A 15,340-nucleotide genomic window follows, 5' to 3' on the forward strand; every position below is an offset into this window, starting at 1 on the left:
TCAGACCGCCAGGGCGCGGTCGGTCGGGCGGATCGGGGCCGGCAGGTCGCTGGCTCCGGTCAGGAACCGGTCGACACCGCGGGCGGCCGAGCGGCCCTCCGCGATCGCCCACACGATGAGGGACTGGCCGCGGCCGGCGTCACCGGCGACGAACACACCCGGCACGTTGGTCTGGAAGTCGGCGTCGCGGGCGATGTTACCGCGTTCGTCGAGGTCCAGGCCGAACTGCTCCACCAGGCCGTTCTCCCGGTCGGTGCCGGTGAAGCCCATGGCGAGGGTGACCAGCTGGGCCGGGATCTTGCGCTCGGTGCCCGGCTTGGAGGTCAGCTTGCCGTCCACGAACTCCACCTCGGCGAGGTGCAGCCACTGCACGTTGCCGTCCTCGTCGCCCTCGAAGTGGGTGGTGGAGGCGGAGTAGATCCGCTCGCCGCCCTCCTCGTGGGCCGAGGTGACCTTGTACAGGATCGGGAAGGTCGGCCAGGGCTGGTTGGTCGGGTGCCGCTCGTCGTTCGGGCGGGGCATGATCTCCAGCTGGGTGACGGAGGCCGCGCCCTGACGGTGGGCGGTGCCCACGCAGTCCGCGCCGGTGTCACCGCCGCCGATGACGACGACGTGCTTGCCCTCGGCCGAGATCGGCGCGGTGACGTAGTCACCCTCCTGGACCTTGTTCGCCAGGGGCAGGTACTCCATGGCCTGGTAGATGCCCTTGAGCTCGCGGCCCGGCACCGGCAGGTCACGGGCGGTCGTGGCGCCGGCGGCGATCACGATCGCGTCGTACCGCTTCTTCAGGTCGCGGGCGTTGATGTCGCGGCCGATCTCGACGCCGGTGCGGAAGCGGGTGCCCTCCGCGCGCATCTGCTCGATACGGCGGTTGATGTGCCGCTTCTCCATCTTGAACTCGGGGATGCCGTACCGCAGGAGGCCTCCGATGCGGTCCGCGCGCTCGTAGACGGCGACCGTGTGGCCGGCCCGGGTCAGCTGCTGGGCGGCGGCGAGACCCGAGGGGCCCGAGCCGATGACCGCGACCGTCTTGCCGGACAGGCGCTCGGGGATCTGCGGGGCGACGTCCCCGGTCTCCCACGCCTTGTCGATGATCGAGACCTCGACGTTCTTGATGGTGACCGGCGGCTGGTTGATGCCGAGCACGCACGCCGACTCGCAGGGGGCCGGGCAGAGGCGACCGGTGAACTCCGGGAAGTTGTTGGTCGCGTGCAGGCGCTCCTGGGCGGCGGCCCAGTCCTCGCGGTAGGCGTAGTCGTTCCACTCGGGGATCAGGTTCCCCAGCGGACAGCCGTTGTGGCAGAACGGGATGCCGCAGTCCATGCACCGGCTGGCCTGCTTGCTGATGATCGGCAGCAGGGAGCCGGGGACGTAGACCTCGTTCCAGTCCTTGACGCGCTCACCGACGGGGCGGGTCTTGGCGACCTCACGGCCGTGGTTCAGGAAGCCCTTCGGGTCAGCCATTGATCGCCGCCTCCATCATCTTCTCGGTGATCTCGGTCTCGGACAGACCGGCTCGCTCGGCGGCGTCCTTGGCGGCGAGCACTGCCTTGTACGTGCTGGGGATGATCTTGCTGAACCGTGCCGCGGCGCGGTCCCAGTCGGCGAGCAGCTTCTCGGCGACCGTGGAGCCGGTCTCCTCGGCGTGGCGGCGCACCACGTCGTGCAGCCACTGCTCGTCCGACTCGTCGAGCGCCTCGACCGACCCGGCGTTGCCGGCGTTGACGTTGTCGCGGTCGAGGTCGATGACGTAGGCGATGCCGCCGGACATGCCCGCCGCGAAGTTGCGGCCGGTCGGGCCGAGGACCACCGCGCGGCCGCCGGTCATGTACTCGCAGCCGTGGTCGCCCACGCCCTCGGAGACGACCAGCGCGCCGGAGTTGCGGACGCAGAACCGCTCACCGCTACGGCCGCGCAGGAACAGCTCGCCGCCGGTGGCGCCGTAGGCGATGGTGTTGCCCGCGATGGTCGAGTACTCGGCGAGGTGGTCGGCGGCCCGGTCGGGACGCACGATCACCCGGCCGCCGGACAGGCCCTTGCCGACGTAGTCGTTGGCGTCGCCCTCCAGGCGGAGCGTGACACCGCGCGGCAGGAACGCGCCGAAGGACTGGCCGGCGGAGCCGGTGAAGGTGATGTCGATGGTGTCGTCGGGCAGGCCCGCACCGCCGAACTTCTTCGTCACCTCGTGGCCGAGCATGGTGCCGACCGTGCGGTTGATGTTGCGGATGGCGACCTGGGCGCGCACCGGCTGGGCCTCGGTCGCGTCGTTCGCGGCCAGGGCGTCGGCGGCGAGCTTGATCAGCTCGTTGTCCAGCGCCTTCTCCAGGCCGTGGTCCTGCTCGATCAGCCGGTGGCGCACCGCGCCCTCGGGCAGGTCGGGCACGTGGAACAGCGGCTCCAGGTCCAGGCCCTGCGCCTTCCAGTGGTCCACCGCGCGCTCGACGTCCAGCGCCTCGGCGTGGCCGACGGCCTCCTCGATGGAGCGGAAGCCCAGCTCGGCCAGCAGCTCGCGGACCTCCTCGGCGATGAACTGGAAGAAGTTCACCACGTACTCGGCCTTGCCGGCGAAGCGCTCGCGCAGGACCGGGTTCTGGGTGGCGATGCCCACCGGGCAGGTGTCCAGGTGGCAGACGCGCATCATCACGCAGCCGGAGACGACGAGCGGCGCGGTCGCGAAACCGAACTCCTCGGCGCCGAGCAGCGCGGCGATGACCACGTCGCGGCCGGTCTTCAGCTGGCCGTCGGTCTGCACGACGATGCGGTCGCGCAGTCCGTTGAGCAGGAGGGTCTGCTGGGTCTCGGCGAGACCGAGCTCCCAGGGACCGCCGGCGTGCTTCAGGGAGGTCAGCGGGGAGGCACCCGTACCGCCGTCGTGACCGGAGATCAGGACCACGTCCGCGTGCGCCTTGGAGACACCCGCGGCGACCGTGCCGACGCCGACCTCGGAGACCAGCTTGACGTGAACCCGCGCCTGCGGGTTCGCGTTCTTGAGGTCGTGGATCAGCTGGGCCAGGTCCTCGATGGAGTAGATGTCGTGGTGCGGCGGCGGGGAGATCAGGCCGACACCGGGGGTGCTGTGCCGGGTCTTCGCGACCCAGGGGTAGACCTTGTGGCCGGGGAGCTGGCCGCCCTCGCCGGGCTTGGCGCCCTGGGCCATCTTGATCTGGATGTCGTCCGCGTTGACCAGGTACTCGGAGGTGACACCGAAGCGGCCGGAGGCGACCTGCTTGATCGCCGAGCGGCGCGCCGGGTCGTACAGGCGCTCCGGGTCCTCGCCGCCCTCACCGGTGTTGGACTTGCCGCCCAGCTGGTTCATGGCGATGGCGAGGGTCTCGTGCGCCTCCTTGGAGATGGAGCCGTACGACATGGCGCCCGTCGAGAACCGCTTGACGATCTCGCTCACCGGCTCGACCTCGTCGATGGAGATCGGCTGCCGGCCGGACTTGAAGCCGAACAGTCCGCGCAGGGTCATCAGGCGCTCGGACTGCTCGTTCACGCGGGACGTGTACTTCTTGAAGATGTCGTACCGGCCCGAGCGGGTGGAGTGCTGCAGGCGGAAGACCGTCTCCGGGTCGAACAGGTGGGGCTCGCCCTCGCGGCGCCACTGGTACTCGCCGCCGATCTCCAGCGCGCGGTGCGCCGGGGCGATGCCGGAGGCCGGGTAGGCCTTGGCGTGGCGGGCGGCGACCTCCTTGGCGATGACGTCGATGCCGACGCCGCCGATCTTGGTCGTGGTGCCGTTGAAGTACTTCTCGACGAAGGCCTCGTCCAGGCCGACGGCCTCGAAGACCTGGGCTCCGCGGTAGGAGGCGACGGTGGAGATGCCCATCTTCGACATGACCTTCAGGACGCCCTTGCCGAGGGCGTAGATCAGGTTCTTGATGGCCTTCTCCGGCTCCAGGCCGTTCAGGAAGGTGCCGGCGCGCAGCAGGTCCTCGACCGACTCCATCGCCAGGTACGGGTTGACGGCGGCGGCGCCATAGCCGATGAGCAGGGCGACGTGGTGGACCTCGCGGACGTCACCGGCCTCGACCAGCAGGCCCACGTGGGTGCGCTGCTTGGTGCGGATGAGGTGGTGGTGGACGGCCGCGGTGAGCAGCAGCGACGGGATCGGCGCGTGCTCGGCGTCCGAGTGGCGGTCCGACAGGACGATCAGCCGGGCGCCGTTCTCGATCGCCGCGTCGGCCTCGGCGCAGATCTCCGCGATGCGCGCGGCGAGCGCCTCACCGCCGCCGGAGACCCGGTACAGGCCGGAGAGGGTCGCGGCCTTGAAGCCGGGCATGTCGCCGTCGGCGTTGATGTGGATGAGCTTGGCCAGCTCGTCGTTGTCGATCACCGGGAAGGGCAGGGTGACCGAGCGGCAGGAGGCGGCCGTCGGGTCGAGCAGGTTGCCCTCCGGGCCCAGCGACGAGCGCAGGGAGGTGACCAGCTCCTCGCGGATCGCGTCCAGCGGCGGGTTGGTGACCTGCGCGAACAGCTGGGTGAAGTAGTCGAAGAGCAGCCGCGGGCGCTCGGACAGAGCGGCGATCGGGCTGTCCGTACCCATCGAGCCGATCGGCTCGGCGCCGGTGCGGGCCATCGGGGCGAGGATGACGCGCAGCTCCTCCTCGGTGTAGCCGAAGGTCTGCTGGCGGCGGGTGACCGAGGCGTGGGTGTGGACGATGTGCTCGCGCTCGGGCAGGTCGCCCAGCTCGATCTCGCCGGCCTCCAGCCACTCGGCGTACGGCTTCTCGGCGGCGAGGGCCGCCTTGATCTCGTCGTCCTCGATGATGCGGTGCTCGGCGGTGTCGACGAGGAACATCTTGCCGGGCTGCAGCCGGCCCTTGCGGACGACCTTGGCCGGGTCGATGTCGAGGACGCCGACCTCGGAGCCGAGGACGACGAGGCCGTCGTCGGTGACCCAGTAGCGGCCGGGGCGCAGGCCGTTGCGGTCGAGCACCGCGCCGACCTGGGTGCCGTCGGTGAAGGTGACGCAGGCGGGGCCGTCCCAGGGCTCCATCATCGTGGAGTGGAAGCCGTAGAAGGCGCGCCGGGCCGGGTCCATGGAGTCGTGGTTCTCCCACGCCTCCGGGATCATCATCAGCACGGAGTGCGGCAGCGAACGGCCGCCCAGGTGCAGCAGCTCCAGCACCTCGTCGAAGGAGGCGGAGTCGGAGGCGCCCGGCGTGCAGACCGGGAAGACGCGCTCCAGGCCCTTGTCGCCGAACAGGTCGGAGACCAGCTGCGACTCACGGGCGCGCATCCAGTTGCGGTTGCCCTGGACGGTGTTGATCTCACCGTTGTGCGCGACGAACCGGTACGGGTGCGCGAGCGGCCACGACGGGAAGGTGTTCGTGGAGAACCGGGAGTGCACGAGCGCGATCGCGGAGGCGAAGCGGCGGTCGGACAGGTCCGGGAAGAAGGGCTCCAGCTGGCCGGTGGTCAGCATGCCCTTGTACACGATCGTGCGCGCGGAGAGCGACGGGAAGTAGACACCGGCCTCGCGCTCGGCGCGCTTGCGCAGCACGAACGCCTTGCGGTCCAGCGCGATGCCCTCGCTGGCGTGGTCGGCGACGAAGATCTGCTTGAAGACCGGCATGGTGGAGCGGGCGGTGGCGCCGAGCAGCTCGGGCGCGACCGGGACCTCGCGCCAGCCCAGGACGGTGAGGCCCTCCTCGCCGGCGATCGTCTCGATCTTCGAGACGGCGTCCGCGGCCCCCTCCTCCGGCAGGAAGGCGATGCCTACCGCGTAGGAGCCCGCCGCGGGAAGGTCGAATCCGGCCACCTCACGGAAGAAGGCGTCGGGCACCTGGGAGAGGATGCCGGCACCGTCGCCCGAGTCGGGCTCGGAGCCGGTGGCGCCGCGGTGCTCCAGGTTGCGCAGGACGGTGAGTGCCTGCTCGACCAGCGTGTGGGACGCCTCGCCGGTGAGGTTGGCGACGAAACCGACACCACAGGCGTCGTGTTCGTTGCGGGGGTCGTACATACCCTGCGCAGCAGGGCGAGCATCCATGAACGACCAGTTCTGGCCATTCGCGGAGTGCTGGGACGGCTGGCGCGGCGTACGCATCGGCTCTCCCGTCGTCGTCATGAGGCATGTGGCAGGTGCCGAGGGACGACGTTGGCCCTCTGCGTGATCTCAAAATTTCGTGCAGGTTACATGATGGAGCGGTTCTCGGGAACCGGATACCCCGTTCCAACATGCGGACGCCACGGGGTCCGTGGCGCAGGCGCCGCACGGTGGCGGCGGGGTGCCGCGCGGGGCGGCGGAGTGCCACTCATGGCGGCGGTCTGCCGCGCGATCGCGGCAGGGCGCCGCACGGTCGCGGCGGGACCGCGCGTGACGGTCCGGGTGCCGCGCGATGGCGGCGAACGTGTGGGGGGGGGGACCGGACGGACGTGATCGGTCGGATCGGCGTCCGGCGGCCCGATGGGGGGCGGGGGAGCGTCTTCGCCCGTCCCGCGGGGGTGCGGCAGGCGTCGTTGCCCACAGCGCTTACGGCTCATGCCCGGTGGTCACACGGTCGAAACCAGCGAGTAACGAGCTTTCTCGGCTACTTATGCGGCCCAACGCATAAGTACCGGCGGCGCTATCCTACGGCCGTTCCGAACAGGGTGCCCAGGGCGTACGTCACACCGGCCGCCGCACCGCCCAGCGCAAGCTGCCTGAGGCCGCTGTACCACCAGCTCCGCGCGGTCACCTTGGCCACCACGGCACCGCAGCCGAAGAGCCCGGCGAGGGCCAGCAGCACGGTGGGCCACAGTGCGCTCGCGCCGAGCAGGAACGGCAGTACGGGCAGCAGGGCGCCGAGGGCGAAGGATCCGAAGGAGGAGACCGCGGCGACCAGCGGCGAGGGCAGATCGCCGGGGTCGATGCCCAGCTCCTCGCGGGCGTGGATCTCCAGGGCCTGCTCGGGATCCTTGGACAGCTGCCGTGCGACCTCCCGGGCCAGGGCGGGCTCCACGCCCCGGGCGACGTACAGGGCCGCGAGCTCGTCCTCCTCGTCCTGCGGGTGCTTGCGCAGCTCACGGCGCTCGACATCGAGCTCGGCCTCGACCAGCTCCCGCTGGGAGGCGACCGAGGTGTACTCGCCGGCCGCCATGGAGAAGGCACCCGCCGCCAGCCCGGCGAGCCCGGTGATGACAATGGTCTGCTGGCTCACGGATCCGCCGGCCACACCGGTCATCAGGGCGAGGTTGGAGACGAGGCCGTCCATGGCTCCGAAGACGGCGGGGCGCAGCCAGCCGCCGTTGACATCGCGGTGCGTGTGGTTGTCGCGGTGCGCTTCGTGCAGCGCGGCCTGGGTCTCGATGATGGCCATGCGGGCCCCCCGGATAGCTTAGCCAAAGCTAACTTTGGACGAGTTCTACTTTTCGACACCACTGAACCTACGCCCCTTCCTTCGCTCCCGCCAGCAAGGAAAGGCTGAGCTAACCTGCACCTTTACCCGTTTGCGCTCATCCGTGCATGATCTTGCTCAGTTGCCAAGCGGGTGACTTCGACTTGTGGAGGCTCGCGGGGGCGCACCCCGTGGCACACATCCGCAAAGCGCGTTCCCGGCCCCGAAGGAGTCCGCCCATGGCATCGATCGCCTGCACTCCCCCGGTTCCGGCGCCCGACGACGCCACCGGGCTGCGCGGCCGGGCCCGCGGCGCGCTGCTGGGCCTGGCCGTCGGAGACGCGCTGGGCGCGCCCGCGGAGAACCTCAAGCCGTCCGAGATCCGCGCGCGTTGGGGCCGCATCACGGGATACGTGGCCGAGACTCCGTGCGGCACGGACGACACGGAGTACGCGATCTTCTCCGGACTGCTGCTCGCCCGGCACGGCTCGGCGCTGACTCCGGCGCATGTGGAGGCGGCCTGGCACGAGTGGATCGCCGACCGCGCCGAGGGCCCCTTCCGGGGCGCCGGTTTCAGCGAGCGCGGCACGCTGGAGAACCTGCGCCGGGGCCTGGCCGCCCCCATCTCGGCCCAGCACCGGCACGCCTGGAGCGACGGTCTGGCCATGCGGGCGGCCCCCTTCGGCGTCTTCGCCGCCGGCCGCCCCGCCGAAGCGGCCCGCCTGGTGGCGATCGACGGTTCGGTCAGCCACGAGGGCGAGGGCATCTACGGCGGCCAGGCGGTCGCGGCGGGGGTGGCGGCGGCGATGACGGGCGCCCCGGTTCCGGTGGTGATCGCCTCCGCCCTCGCGGTGATCCCCGAGGACTCCTGGACGGCGCGCTCCCTGCGCCGGGCGGTGGCCGTCGCCCACCGCGGCGAGCGCGCGGTCCGCTCCGCGGTCGTCATCGGCGGCTACCCCTGGACCGACCTGGCCCCCGAGGCGGTCGCCCTGGCCTTCGGCGCATACGCGGCGGCCGACGGCGACTTCGTCCAGGCCGTCCTGACGGCCGTCAACATGGGCCGCGACGCCGATACGACGGCGGCGGTGGCCGGCGCCCTGTCCGGCGCGACCCACGGCATCTCCGCGATCCCCGCCCACTGGGCCGGCCCCGTCGGTCCCGCCCGCGGCCGCTGCCTGCCGTCCATGGCGGGCCACCACGTCCTGGACGTGGCCGAGCTACTGGTCCCGGGCGAGGGCGGGAAGTGGGGGACCAGACCGTCCCTGCCCCTCTCGCCCGCCGCTCGACCGGCCGAGCCGGCCGGACGGGTGGGCGACGGGAGGTCCAGGGAGCGGAGCCCCCTGGTCGGGGCGGGGAACGCCGGGCAGGCGGACGGGGAGGGTCAGTCATGACGGCGCGCCGTGTCGAGGGGCTCCTGCTGGGCCTCGCCGCGGGCGACGCCGCCGGCTGGCCGGCCGCACGGCACCGAGCCAGCCGTATGCCCGAGTGGACCCGCCGCCTCACCCGCGAGCTGGACACCTTCGCCGAGCAGAACGCCACCACCACCCTCCCGGTGCCGATCGCCCTCAACCAACCCCCCGAACCCCTCCGCCTCGGCCCCTCCGACGACGCCGAGTGGGCGGCCTTCGCCGCGGAGACGGTCCTGCGGGCCGGCGACGACGACGCCCTCGGCGATCTCAGCCGGGAGCGCCGTACCCGCGCCGCCATCGACCTCACCTGGACCGCCGTGGCCGCGGAGGTCGCCGCCGCGGCGGACCGCGCCCCCGAGGTCGAGTCCGCGGTACTCCCCCTGCGCGCCCGCATCTCCGTCCGCGCCGGCCTCGGCAACCTCGCCGCCGGCCTGCGCCCGCCCGCCACCGGCCACGACAACCCGCACTACTTCGACGACGCCGCCTGCGTCCGCGCCTGCGTCCTCGCCGTCGCACACCCCGGCGACCCCGAACGCGCCGCCGCCCTCGCCGAGTTCGACGCCCGCTACACCCAGGACGGCGACGGTGTGCACGGCGCCCGCGCCATGGCCGCCGCCCTCGCGGTCGCCCTCACCGGCGCGCCGACGCACACCTGCGTGACCGCCGCGCTCGCCGAACTCCCGCCCGACACCGAGATCGGCCGCAACGCCCGCCACGCGCTCGCCCTCGCCGCGGACAGCGACTCCGCCTTCGCCCTCGTCCCGCTCCTCGAGCACCAGATCGTGGACCACGTCTACAGCTACGGCATCGCCGCCGCCGAGACCGTACCGGTCGCCCTCGCCCTGGCCACCGCCGCCCACGGCCGTATCGCCGAGGCCGTCCCCGCCGCCGCCTGCCTGTCCCGGGTCGCCGACTCCGCCCCCGCCCTCGCGGGCGCCCTCACCGGAGCCCTGGGCGGCGGCGCGGCCATCCCGCGGACCTGGCGGGACGCCTGCCGCACCCTGTCCGGCTGCGCCCTGCCCCGCCTCGCCGACACCGACCTGGTGGAACTCGCCGGACTCCTGGAAGCCGCGCAACCGGCCCGCCCAGGAGGATGATTCGGGGCATGACGCCCATGGAGTCCAAAGGACTCAAAGAACAAGAAAGCAGCCGATCGTCGCTGCCCGGTCTCGACGACCGGATCACCGGGGCGCTCGTGGGAGCCGCCGTCGGCGACGCCCTCGGCGGCCCGGTCGAGGGGTACTCCCCCGACCAGATCGCCGAGCGCCACGGCGGCCGTGTCCACGGCATCGTGGGCCCCTGGCACGGCGACGCCTGGCGCACCGCCCGCCCCCTCGCCCCGTACCACAAGGGCGACGGCCACGTCACCGACGACACCCTGATGACGCACGCGCTGGTCCGGGTGTACGCCCGCGTCCGCGACCACCTCGACGCCTACGCGATCGCCGACCACCTGGTCCCGGACCTGATGACGAACCCGCGCTGGATCCCGGAGCTGGAGACCGAGACCCTGCCGGTGCACCGCCTCTTCCTCGCCGAGAAGTGGCTCGTGGCCCGGCTGGCCCACGGTCACGCCGACCCCCGGGAGGCGGGCGTCGGCAACATCGTCAACTGCGGTGCGGCGATGTACATGGCCCCCGTCGGCCTGGTGAACGCGGCCGACCCGGCCGCCGCCTACGCCGAGGCACTGGACATCGCCGGCGCACACCAGTCGTCGTACGGCCGTGAGGCGGCCGGTGTCCTCGCCGCGGCCGTCGCCGCCGCCGCGACCCCGGGCGCGACCCCGGACTCGGTGGTCACCGCGTGCCTGTCCCTGGCGAAGGACGGCACGCGCGAGGCGATCGAGAAGGTCTGCGAAGTGGCCCGCGGCCACAGCGACTTCGAGTCGGCGCTCCGGCCGCTGCGCGCGGCGGTGGCCCCGTACGACACCGTCGGCCCGGACTACCGCGCCCCCTCGCTGGCCGCCCGCCGCCCCTCACGGCTGCACGCGATCGAGGAACTGCCCATCGCCCTCGGCATGGTGCTGGTCTCCGGCGGCGACTACCGGCACGCCGTGCTCGGCGCGGTCAACTACGGCCGCGACTGCGACTCGATCGCGACGATGGCCGGTGCCCTCGCGGGTGCCCTGGGCTCGGCCGTCCCGGAGGACTGGGCGAAGACGGTGGCGGAGGCCAGCCGGCTGGACCTGTGGGAGCCGGCCCGCACGCTCGCCGAGGTCGCGCGGGAGGTCTTCGAACGGGACGTACGGCGCCGGCGCGCGCACGAGCGGGCGTTCACGGCCCTCGGAGGCACCGCATGCTCCGACTGACCTGGGTCCAGCCGGAGGACCTGCTCGGCCACGAGCTCCGCCAGGCCCGCCTGGACGGGCGGGAACCGTCGGCGATCGAGGCGCGCTGGCGGGCCGCGGGCGGCCCGGACGCACCGGACCGAGCGGGTGCGTCCGCCCACGGCGTCTCTCGGTATCTGCGCCTCCTGGCAGAAGACCTCCTGGACGAGCTGGCCGACCTCCCCAGCGGCTTGTCCCACGACGAGCCGACCGACCTGGCCCGTATCAAGTCCCTGTGCCCGAGCTGGCCGGACCCCCCGGCGCGGGCAGGCGAAACCCACACCCGGCCGGCACCGACCCAGGAGGCACTCGAAGCCGCCTGGCTCGGCAGAGCCATCGGCTGTCTCCTCGGCAAACCCGTCGAGAAGCTCCCCCTCGACGGCATCCGCGCCCTCGCCCGGGCAGCCGGCAACTGGCCCCTCGGCACGTACTTCACGGCACGGGGCGTCCCGGAGGACCTCCTCGCCGCGCATCCCTGGAACCGACGCTCGGCCCCCACCTCCCTGGCCGAGAACATCGACGGCATGCCGGAGGACGACGACCTCGACTACCCCCTGCTGAACCTCCTGCTCCTGCGCCGTCACGGAAGAACCTTCGGCACCGCGGACGTGGCCCGGCTCTGGCTGGACGAACTCCCGCCCGGCCGTACCTTCACCGCCGAACGCCTCGCCCACCGCAACCTCCTCAACGGCATCGAACCCCCGCACACCGCCCGCCACCGCAACCCCTTCCGCGAGTGGATCGGCGCCCGGATCCGCGCCGACATGCACGGCTGGACCAACCCCGGCGACCCGGCCGCCGCCGCCGAACAGGCACACCGAGACGCGGTCCTCACCCACACCGCCAACGGCGTCTACGCGGCGATGTTCACGGCCGCCGTCATCGCCACCGCCGCCACCGGGGGCCATGACGTCCACGCCTGCCTGCGCGCCGGCCGCCGGGTGATCCCGCCCCGCTGCCGGCTCGCGGGGGCGGTCGACCACGCCGTCCGGCTGGCCGAGTGCCACGAGGACTTCGACGACGTCGTGGACGAGCTCCACGCCCGCTACTGCCCCGCCCACCACTGGGTGCACGCCATCCCCAACACCGCCCTGCTCACCGCGGCCCTCACACACGCGGACGGCGACTTCACCGGCTCCGTCTGCCGTGCGGTGTCGGGCGGCCTGGACACGGACTCCAACGGCGCCACGGCCGGCAGCATCGCGGGGCTGCTCGCGGGCGAGCCCGCCGCGCTCCCCGAGCGCTGGCGGGCGCCGCTGAAGAACCGGCTCGCCACCACCGTCGCCGACTTCGACGGCACCGGCTTCGACACCCTCGCCCATCTCACCCACCTGGAGGCGACCCGCCCATGACCCACATCGTCGTCCTCGGCAGCACGAACATGGACCTCGTCACCTATGTCGCGAAGGCCCCGCAGCGCGGCGAGACGGTGACGGGGCGGGAGTTCCACACGATCCCCGGCGGCAAGGGATCCAACCAGGCGATCGCCGCGGCCCGCGCGGGCGCCACCGTCTCGATGATCGGCGCGGTCGGCAACGACGCCTTCGGCCTGCGGCTGCGCGACACCCTCGAACACTCGGGCGTGGACACCGACTTCCTGCGGACGGTGGAGGGCCCGTCCGGCACCGCGCACATCGTGGTGGACGACGAGGGCGCCAACTCCATCGTCGTCATCCCCGGCGCGAACGGCACCGTCGACCACCTCTCCCCCGGCGACGAGGGCTTGATCGCCTCCGCCGACGCCCTGCTGCTGCAGCTGGAGATCCCGCTGGCCGCGGTCGTCGCGGGCGCCCAGGCGGCGCGCCGGCACGGGATCCGTACGGTGCTCACCCCGTCGCCCGCCCGGCCGCTGACGCCCGAACTCCTCGCCGCCACCGACCTGTTGGTGCCCAACGAGTACGAGGCGGTCACCCTCACCGGCCGCACCGACCCGCGCGAGGCCGCCGCCCTGCTGGACGTGGTGCCGGAGGTCGTCGTCACCCTGGGCGCCACGGGCAGCCTCTACCTGGCCCGGGGCACCGACCCGCTGGTGATCCCGGCACCTCAGGTGACCGCGGTCGACTCCACCGGCGCCGGTGACACCTTCGTGGGCGCGCTCGCGGTGGCCCTCGCCGAGGAGAAACCGGTGCGGGAGGCCCTGTCCTGGGCGGCGGCCGCCGCGGCGATCTCGGTCCAGCGGGCCGGGGCGTCGGTGTCGATGCCGTACCGCCCGGAGATCGACGCCCAGTTCACCGCATGAGGTACGACGCATGAGTACGACGACACCGCCCCTCGCCGGTCTGCGGGTGCTGGACCTGGCCACCCTGTTCGCGGGCCCCATGGCCGCCACGCTGCTCGGCGACTTCGGCGCCGAGGTGATCAAGGTCGAGCATCCGCGGCGGCCCGACCCCTCCCGTGGGCACGGCCCGGCCAAGCACGGTGTCGGCCTGTGGTGGAAGGTGCTCGGCCGCAACAAGCGGGCCATCACCCTGGACCTGTCCAGGCCCGGCGGCCGTGCCGCTCTGCTCCGGCTCGCCGCCACCGCCGACGTCGTGATCGAGAACTTCCGCCCGGGCACCCTGGAGAGGTGGGAGCTGGGCTGGGCGGAGCTGGCCGCCGCCAACCCCCGGCTGGTCCTCGCCCGAGTGACGGCCTTCGGCCAGTTCGGGCCGTACGCACACCGCCCCGGCTTCGGCACGCTCGCCGAGGCGATGAGCGGCTTCGCCGCGATCACCGGCGAGCCGGACGCGCCGCCCACCCTTCCGCCCTTCGGGCTCGCGGACTCGGTCGCGGGCCTGGCGACCGCCTACGCCGTGCTCACCGCGCTGGCCGCGCGGGAGCGCACCGGCGCCGGGCAGGTCGTCGACATGGCGATCATCGAGCCGATCCTGTCGGTCCTCGGCCCCCACCTGACCTGGTACGACCAGCTCGGCCACGTCCAGGAACGCACCGGCAACCGCTCCGCGAACAACGCCCCGCGCAACACCTACCGCACCGCCGACGGGCACTGGGTCGCCGTCTCCACCTCCGCGCAGTCGGTCGCGGAGCGGGTGATACGTCTGGTGGGCCGCCCGGAGCTGGCCGAGGAGCCGTGGTTCGCCACCGGTGCGGACCGCGCCGCCCACGCCGACGTCCTGGACCAGGCGGTCGGCTCCTGGATCGCCGCCCGCACCCGCGCCGAGGTCGTCGCGGCCTTCGAGAAGGCGGAGGCGGCGGTGGCCCCGGTCCAGGACGTCCGGGACGTCCTGGCCGACCCCCAGTACCAGGCGCTGCACACGGTCATCACGGTCGACGACCCCGAGCTGGGCCCGCTGCGCATGCAGAACGTCCTCTTCCGGCTCTCCGCGACGCCCGGCGCGATCCGCTGGGCGGGCCGCCCGCACGGCGCCGACACCGAGGCCGTGCTCACCGAGCTGGGCCTCACCCCGGCCGAGCTGCGCGCCCTGCGCGACGAGGGCGCCCTGTGACCGCGCACCCGCTCACCTGGCTGTACGTCCCCGGCGACCGCCCGCCCGTGGTGGCCAAGGCGCTGGCGGCGGGTGCCGACGTGGTGGTGATCGACCTGGAGGACGCCGTCGCGCAGGACCGCAAGGAGTACGCCCGCGCGGCCACGGCCGAGCTGCTCAGCGATCCCCCGCCGGTCCCGGTCCACGTCCGCGTCAACGCGCTGGACAGCCCCTGGTCCGCCGGTGACCTGGCCGCTCTGGCCGCAGTCCCCGGCCTGGCGGGCCTGCGGCTGCCCAAGGTGACCGGTCCGGCCGAGATCGGCCAGGTCGGCGCGGCCACCCCCGTGCCGCTGTACGCCCTGCTGGAGACGGCCCTCGGCATCGAGCGCGCCTACGCCATCGCCACCGCACACCCCGCCCTGCGGGGCATCGCGCTCGGTGAGGCGGACCTGCGGGCCGACCTGGGGGTACGGGCCGACGCGGGCCTCGACTGGCCGCGCTCCCGGGTGATCGTCGCCGCCCGCGCGGCCGGCCTCGCGCCTCCGCCCCAGTCGGTCCACCCCGACATCCGCGATCTGGACGGCCTCGCCGCCTCCTGCGCCCACGGCCGTTCCCTCGGCTTCCTTGGCCGCGCCGCGATCCATCCCCGCCAGCTGCCGGTGATCGAACGGGCCTACCTGCCCACCCCGGCGGAGATCGAGCACGCGGAAACGATCCTCAAGGCAGCGGCCACGACCGAGGGGGCCCAGGCCCTCCCCGACGGCCGCTTCATCGACGCGGCGGTGGTGGCCATGGCCCGGCGAACCCTGTCGCTGGCGTGCAGGACCTAGCGTGCAGGAACCGGTTGCACGACGAGGGCGC

Annotated in this window: 10 protein-coding genes; 7 read left to right on the forward strand and 3 right to left on the reverse strand. The window is 73.0% G+C overall.

The window, feature by feature from the left end:
• From LMU33_RS23910 to LMU33_RS23920, 3 genes are all read right to left on the reverse strand, one after another.
• Positions 1-1,464 carry a glutamate synthase subunit beta gene (locus tag LMU33_RS23910; protein ID WP_228622624.1) on the reverse strand — a complete coding sequence of 488 codons (1,464 nt, stop codon included), beginning with the start codon at positions 1,462-1,464 and terminating at the stop codon, positions 1-3.
• On the reverse strand, positions 1,457-6,049 hold the full coding sequence (gltB, locus tag LMU33_RS23915) for a glutamate synthase large subunit (protein WP_228622626.1): 4,593 nt from the start codon (positions 6,047-6,049) through the stop codon (positions 1,457-1,459). The genes LMU33_RS23910 and gltB overlap by 8 nt, the downstream gene beginning before the upstream one ends.
• Positions 6,050-6,569: 520 nt before the next feature.
• Positions 6,570-7,301, reverse strand: coding sequence for a VIT1/CCC1 transporter family protein (locus LMU33_RS23920; protein ID WP_228622628.1), 732 nt, complete (start codon positions 7,299-7,301; stop codon positions 6,570-6,572).
• Between the two features lie 257 nt (positions 7,302-7,558).
• Here LMU33_RS23920 and LMU33_RS23925 point away from each other — a divergent pair, with 257 nt between their 5' ends.
• From LMU33_RS23925 to LMU33_RS23955, 7 genes are read left to right on the forward strand one after another with little or no spacing between them, the layout of a single operon-like run.
• Positions 7,559-8,710 carry an ADP-ribosylglycohydrolase family protein gene (locus LMU33_RS23925; protein ID WP_228622631.1) on the forward strand — a complete coding sequence of 384 codons (1,152 nt, stop codon included), beginning with the start codon at positions 7,559-7,561 and terminating at the stop codon, positions 8,708-8,710.
• Positions 8,707-9,825 (forward strand): ADP-ribosylglycohydrolase family protein, encoded by a 1,119-nt coding sequence (locus tag LMU33_RS23930; protein ID WP_228622633.1) that lies wholly within the window; start codon positions 8,707-8,709, stop codon positions 9,823-9,825. Before LMU33_RS23925 ends, LMU33_RS23930 begins: the two co-directional genes overlap by 4 nt.
• Positions 9,826-9,842: 17 nt before the next feature.
• The gene (locus LMU33_RS23935) at positions 9,843-11,036 is read left to right on the forward strand and encodes an ADP-ribosylglycohydrolase family protein (RefSeq protein WP_228622775.1); all 1,194 of its coding nucleotides are present in this window, start codon (positions 9,843-9,845) and stop codon (positions 11,034-11,036) included.
• A complete protein-coding gene (locus LMU33_RS23940; RefSeq protein ID WP_228622635.1) occupies positions 11,024-12,406 on the forward strand; it encodes an ADP-ribosylglycohydrolase family protein in 1,383 nt (460 codons plus the stop codon). The genes LMU33_RS23935 and LMU33_RS23940 overlap by 13 nt, the downstream gene beginning before the upstream one ends.
• Positions 12,403-13,293, forward strand: coding sequence for a ribokinase (gene rbsK / locus LMU33_RS23945; protein WP_228622637.1), 891 nt, complete (start codon positions 12,403-12,405; stop codon positions 13,291-13,293). Before LMU33_RS23940 ends, rbsK begins: the two co-directional genes overlap by 4 nt.
• A gap of 10 nt (positions 13,294-13,303) precedes the next feature.
• A complete protein-coding gene (locus tag LMU33_RS23950) occupies positions 13,304-14,500 on the forward strand; it encodes a CaiB/BaiF CoA transferase family protein (protein WP_228622638.1) in 1,197 nt (398 codons plus the stop codon).
• Entirely contained in the window at positions 14,497-15,309 is an 813-nt protein-coding gene (locus tag LMU33_RS23955) for an HpcH/HpaI aldolase/citrate lyase family protein (protein ID WP_228622640.1), read from the forward strand. Before LMU33_RS23950 ends, LMU33_RS23955 begins: the two co-directional genes overlap by 4 nt.
• Positions 15,310-15,340: the final 31 nt, after the last annotated feature.

The organism is Streptomyces barringtoniae (assembly GCF_020819595.1).
GTDB lineage: Bacteria > Actinomycetota > Actinomycetes > Streptomycetales > Streptomycetaceae > Streptomyces > Streptomyces barringtoniae.

What these genes read in the sequence shown, in the direction of transcription:
- LMU33_RS23910 (WP_228622624.1), bottom strand. Translation starts at nt 1,464, where the DNA reads ATGGCTGACCCGAAGGGCTTCCTGAACCACGGCCGTGAGGTCGCCAAG.
- gltB (WP_228622626.1), bottom strand. Translation starts at nt 6,049, where the DNA reads ATGCGTACGCCGCGCCAGCCGTCCCAGCACTCCGCGAATGGCCAGAAC.
- LMU33_RS23920 (WP_228622628.1), bottom strand. Translation starts at nt 7,301, where the DNA reads ATGGCCATCATCGAGACCCAGGCCGCGCTGCACGAAGCGCACCGCGAC.
- LMU33_RS23925 (WP_228622631.1), top strand. Translation starts at nt 7,559, where the DNA reads ATGGCATCGATCGCCTGCACTCCCCCGGTTCCGGCGCCCGACGACGCC.
- LMU33_RS23930 (WP_228622633.1), top strand. Translation starts at nt 8,707, where the DNA reads ATGACGGCGCGCCGTGTCGAGGGGCTCCTGCTGGGCCTCGCCGCGGGC.
- LMU33_RS23935 (WP_228622775.1), top strand. Translation starts at nt 9,843, where the DNA reads ATGGAGTCCAAAGGACTCAAAGAACAAGAAAGCAGCCGATCGTCGCTG.
- LMU33_RS23940 (WP_228622635.1), top strand. Translation starts at nt 11,024, where the DNA reads ATGCTCCGACTGACCTGGGTCCAGCCGGAGGACCTGCTCGGCCACGAG.
- rbsK (WP_228622637.1), top strand. Translation starts at nt 12,403, where the DNA reads ATGACCCACATCGTCGTCCTCGGCAGCACGAACATGGACCTCGTCACC.
- LMU33_RS23950 (WP_228622638.1), top strand. Translation starts at nt 13,304, where the DNA reads ATGAGTACGACGACACCGCCCCTCGCCGGTCTGCGGGTGCTGGACCTG.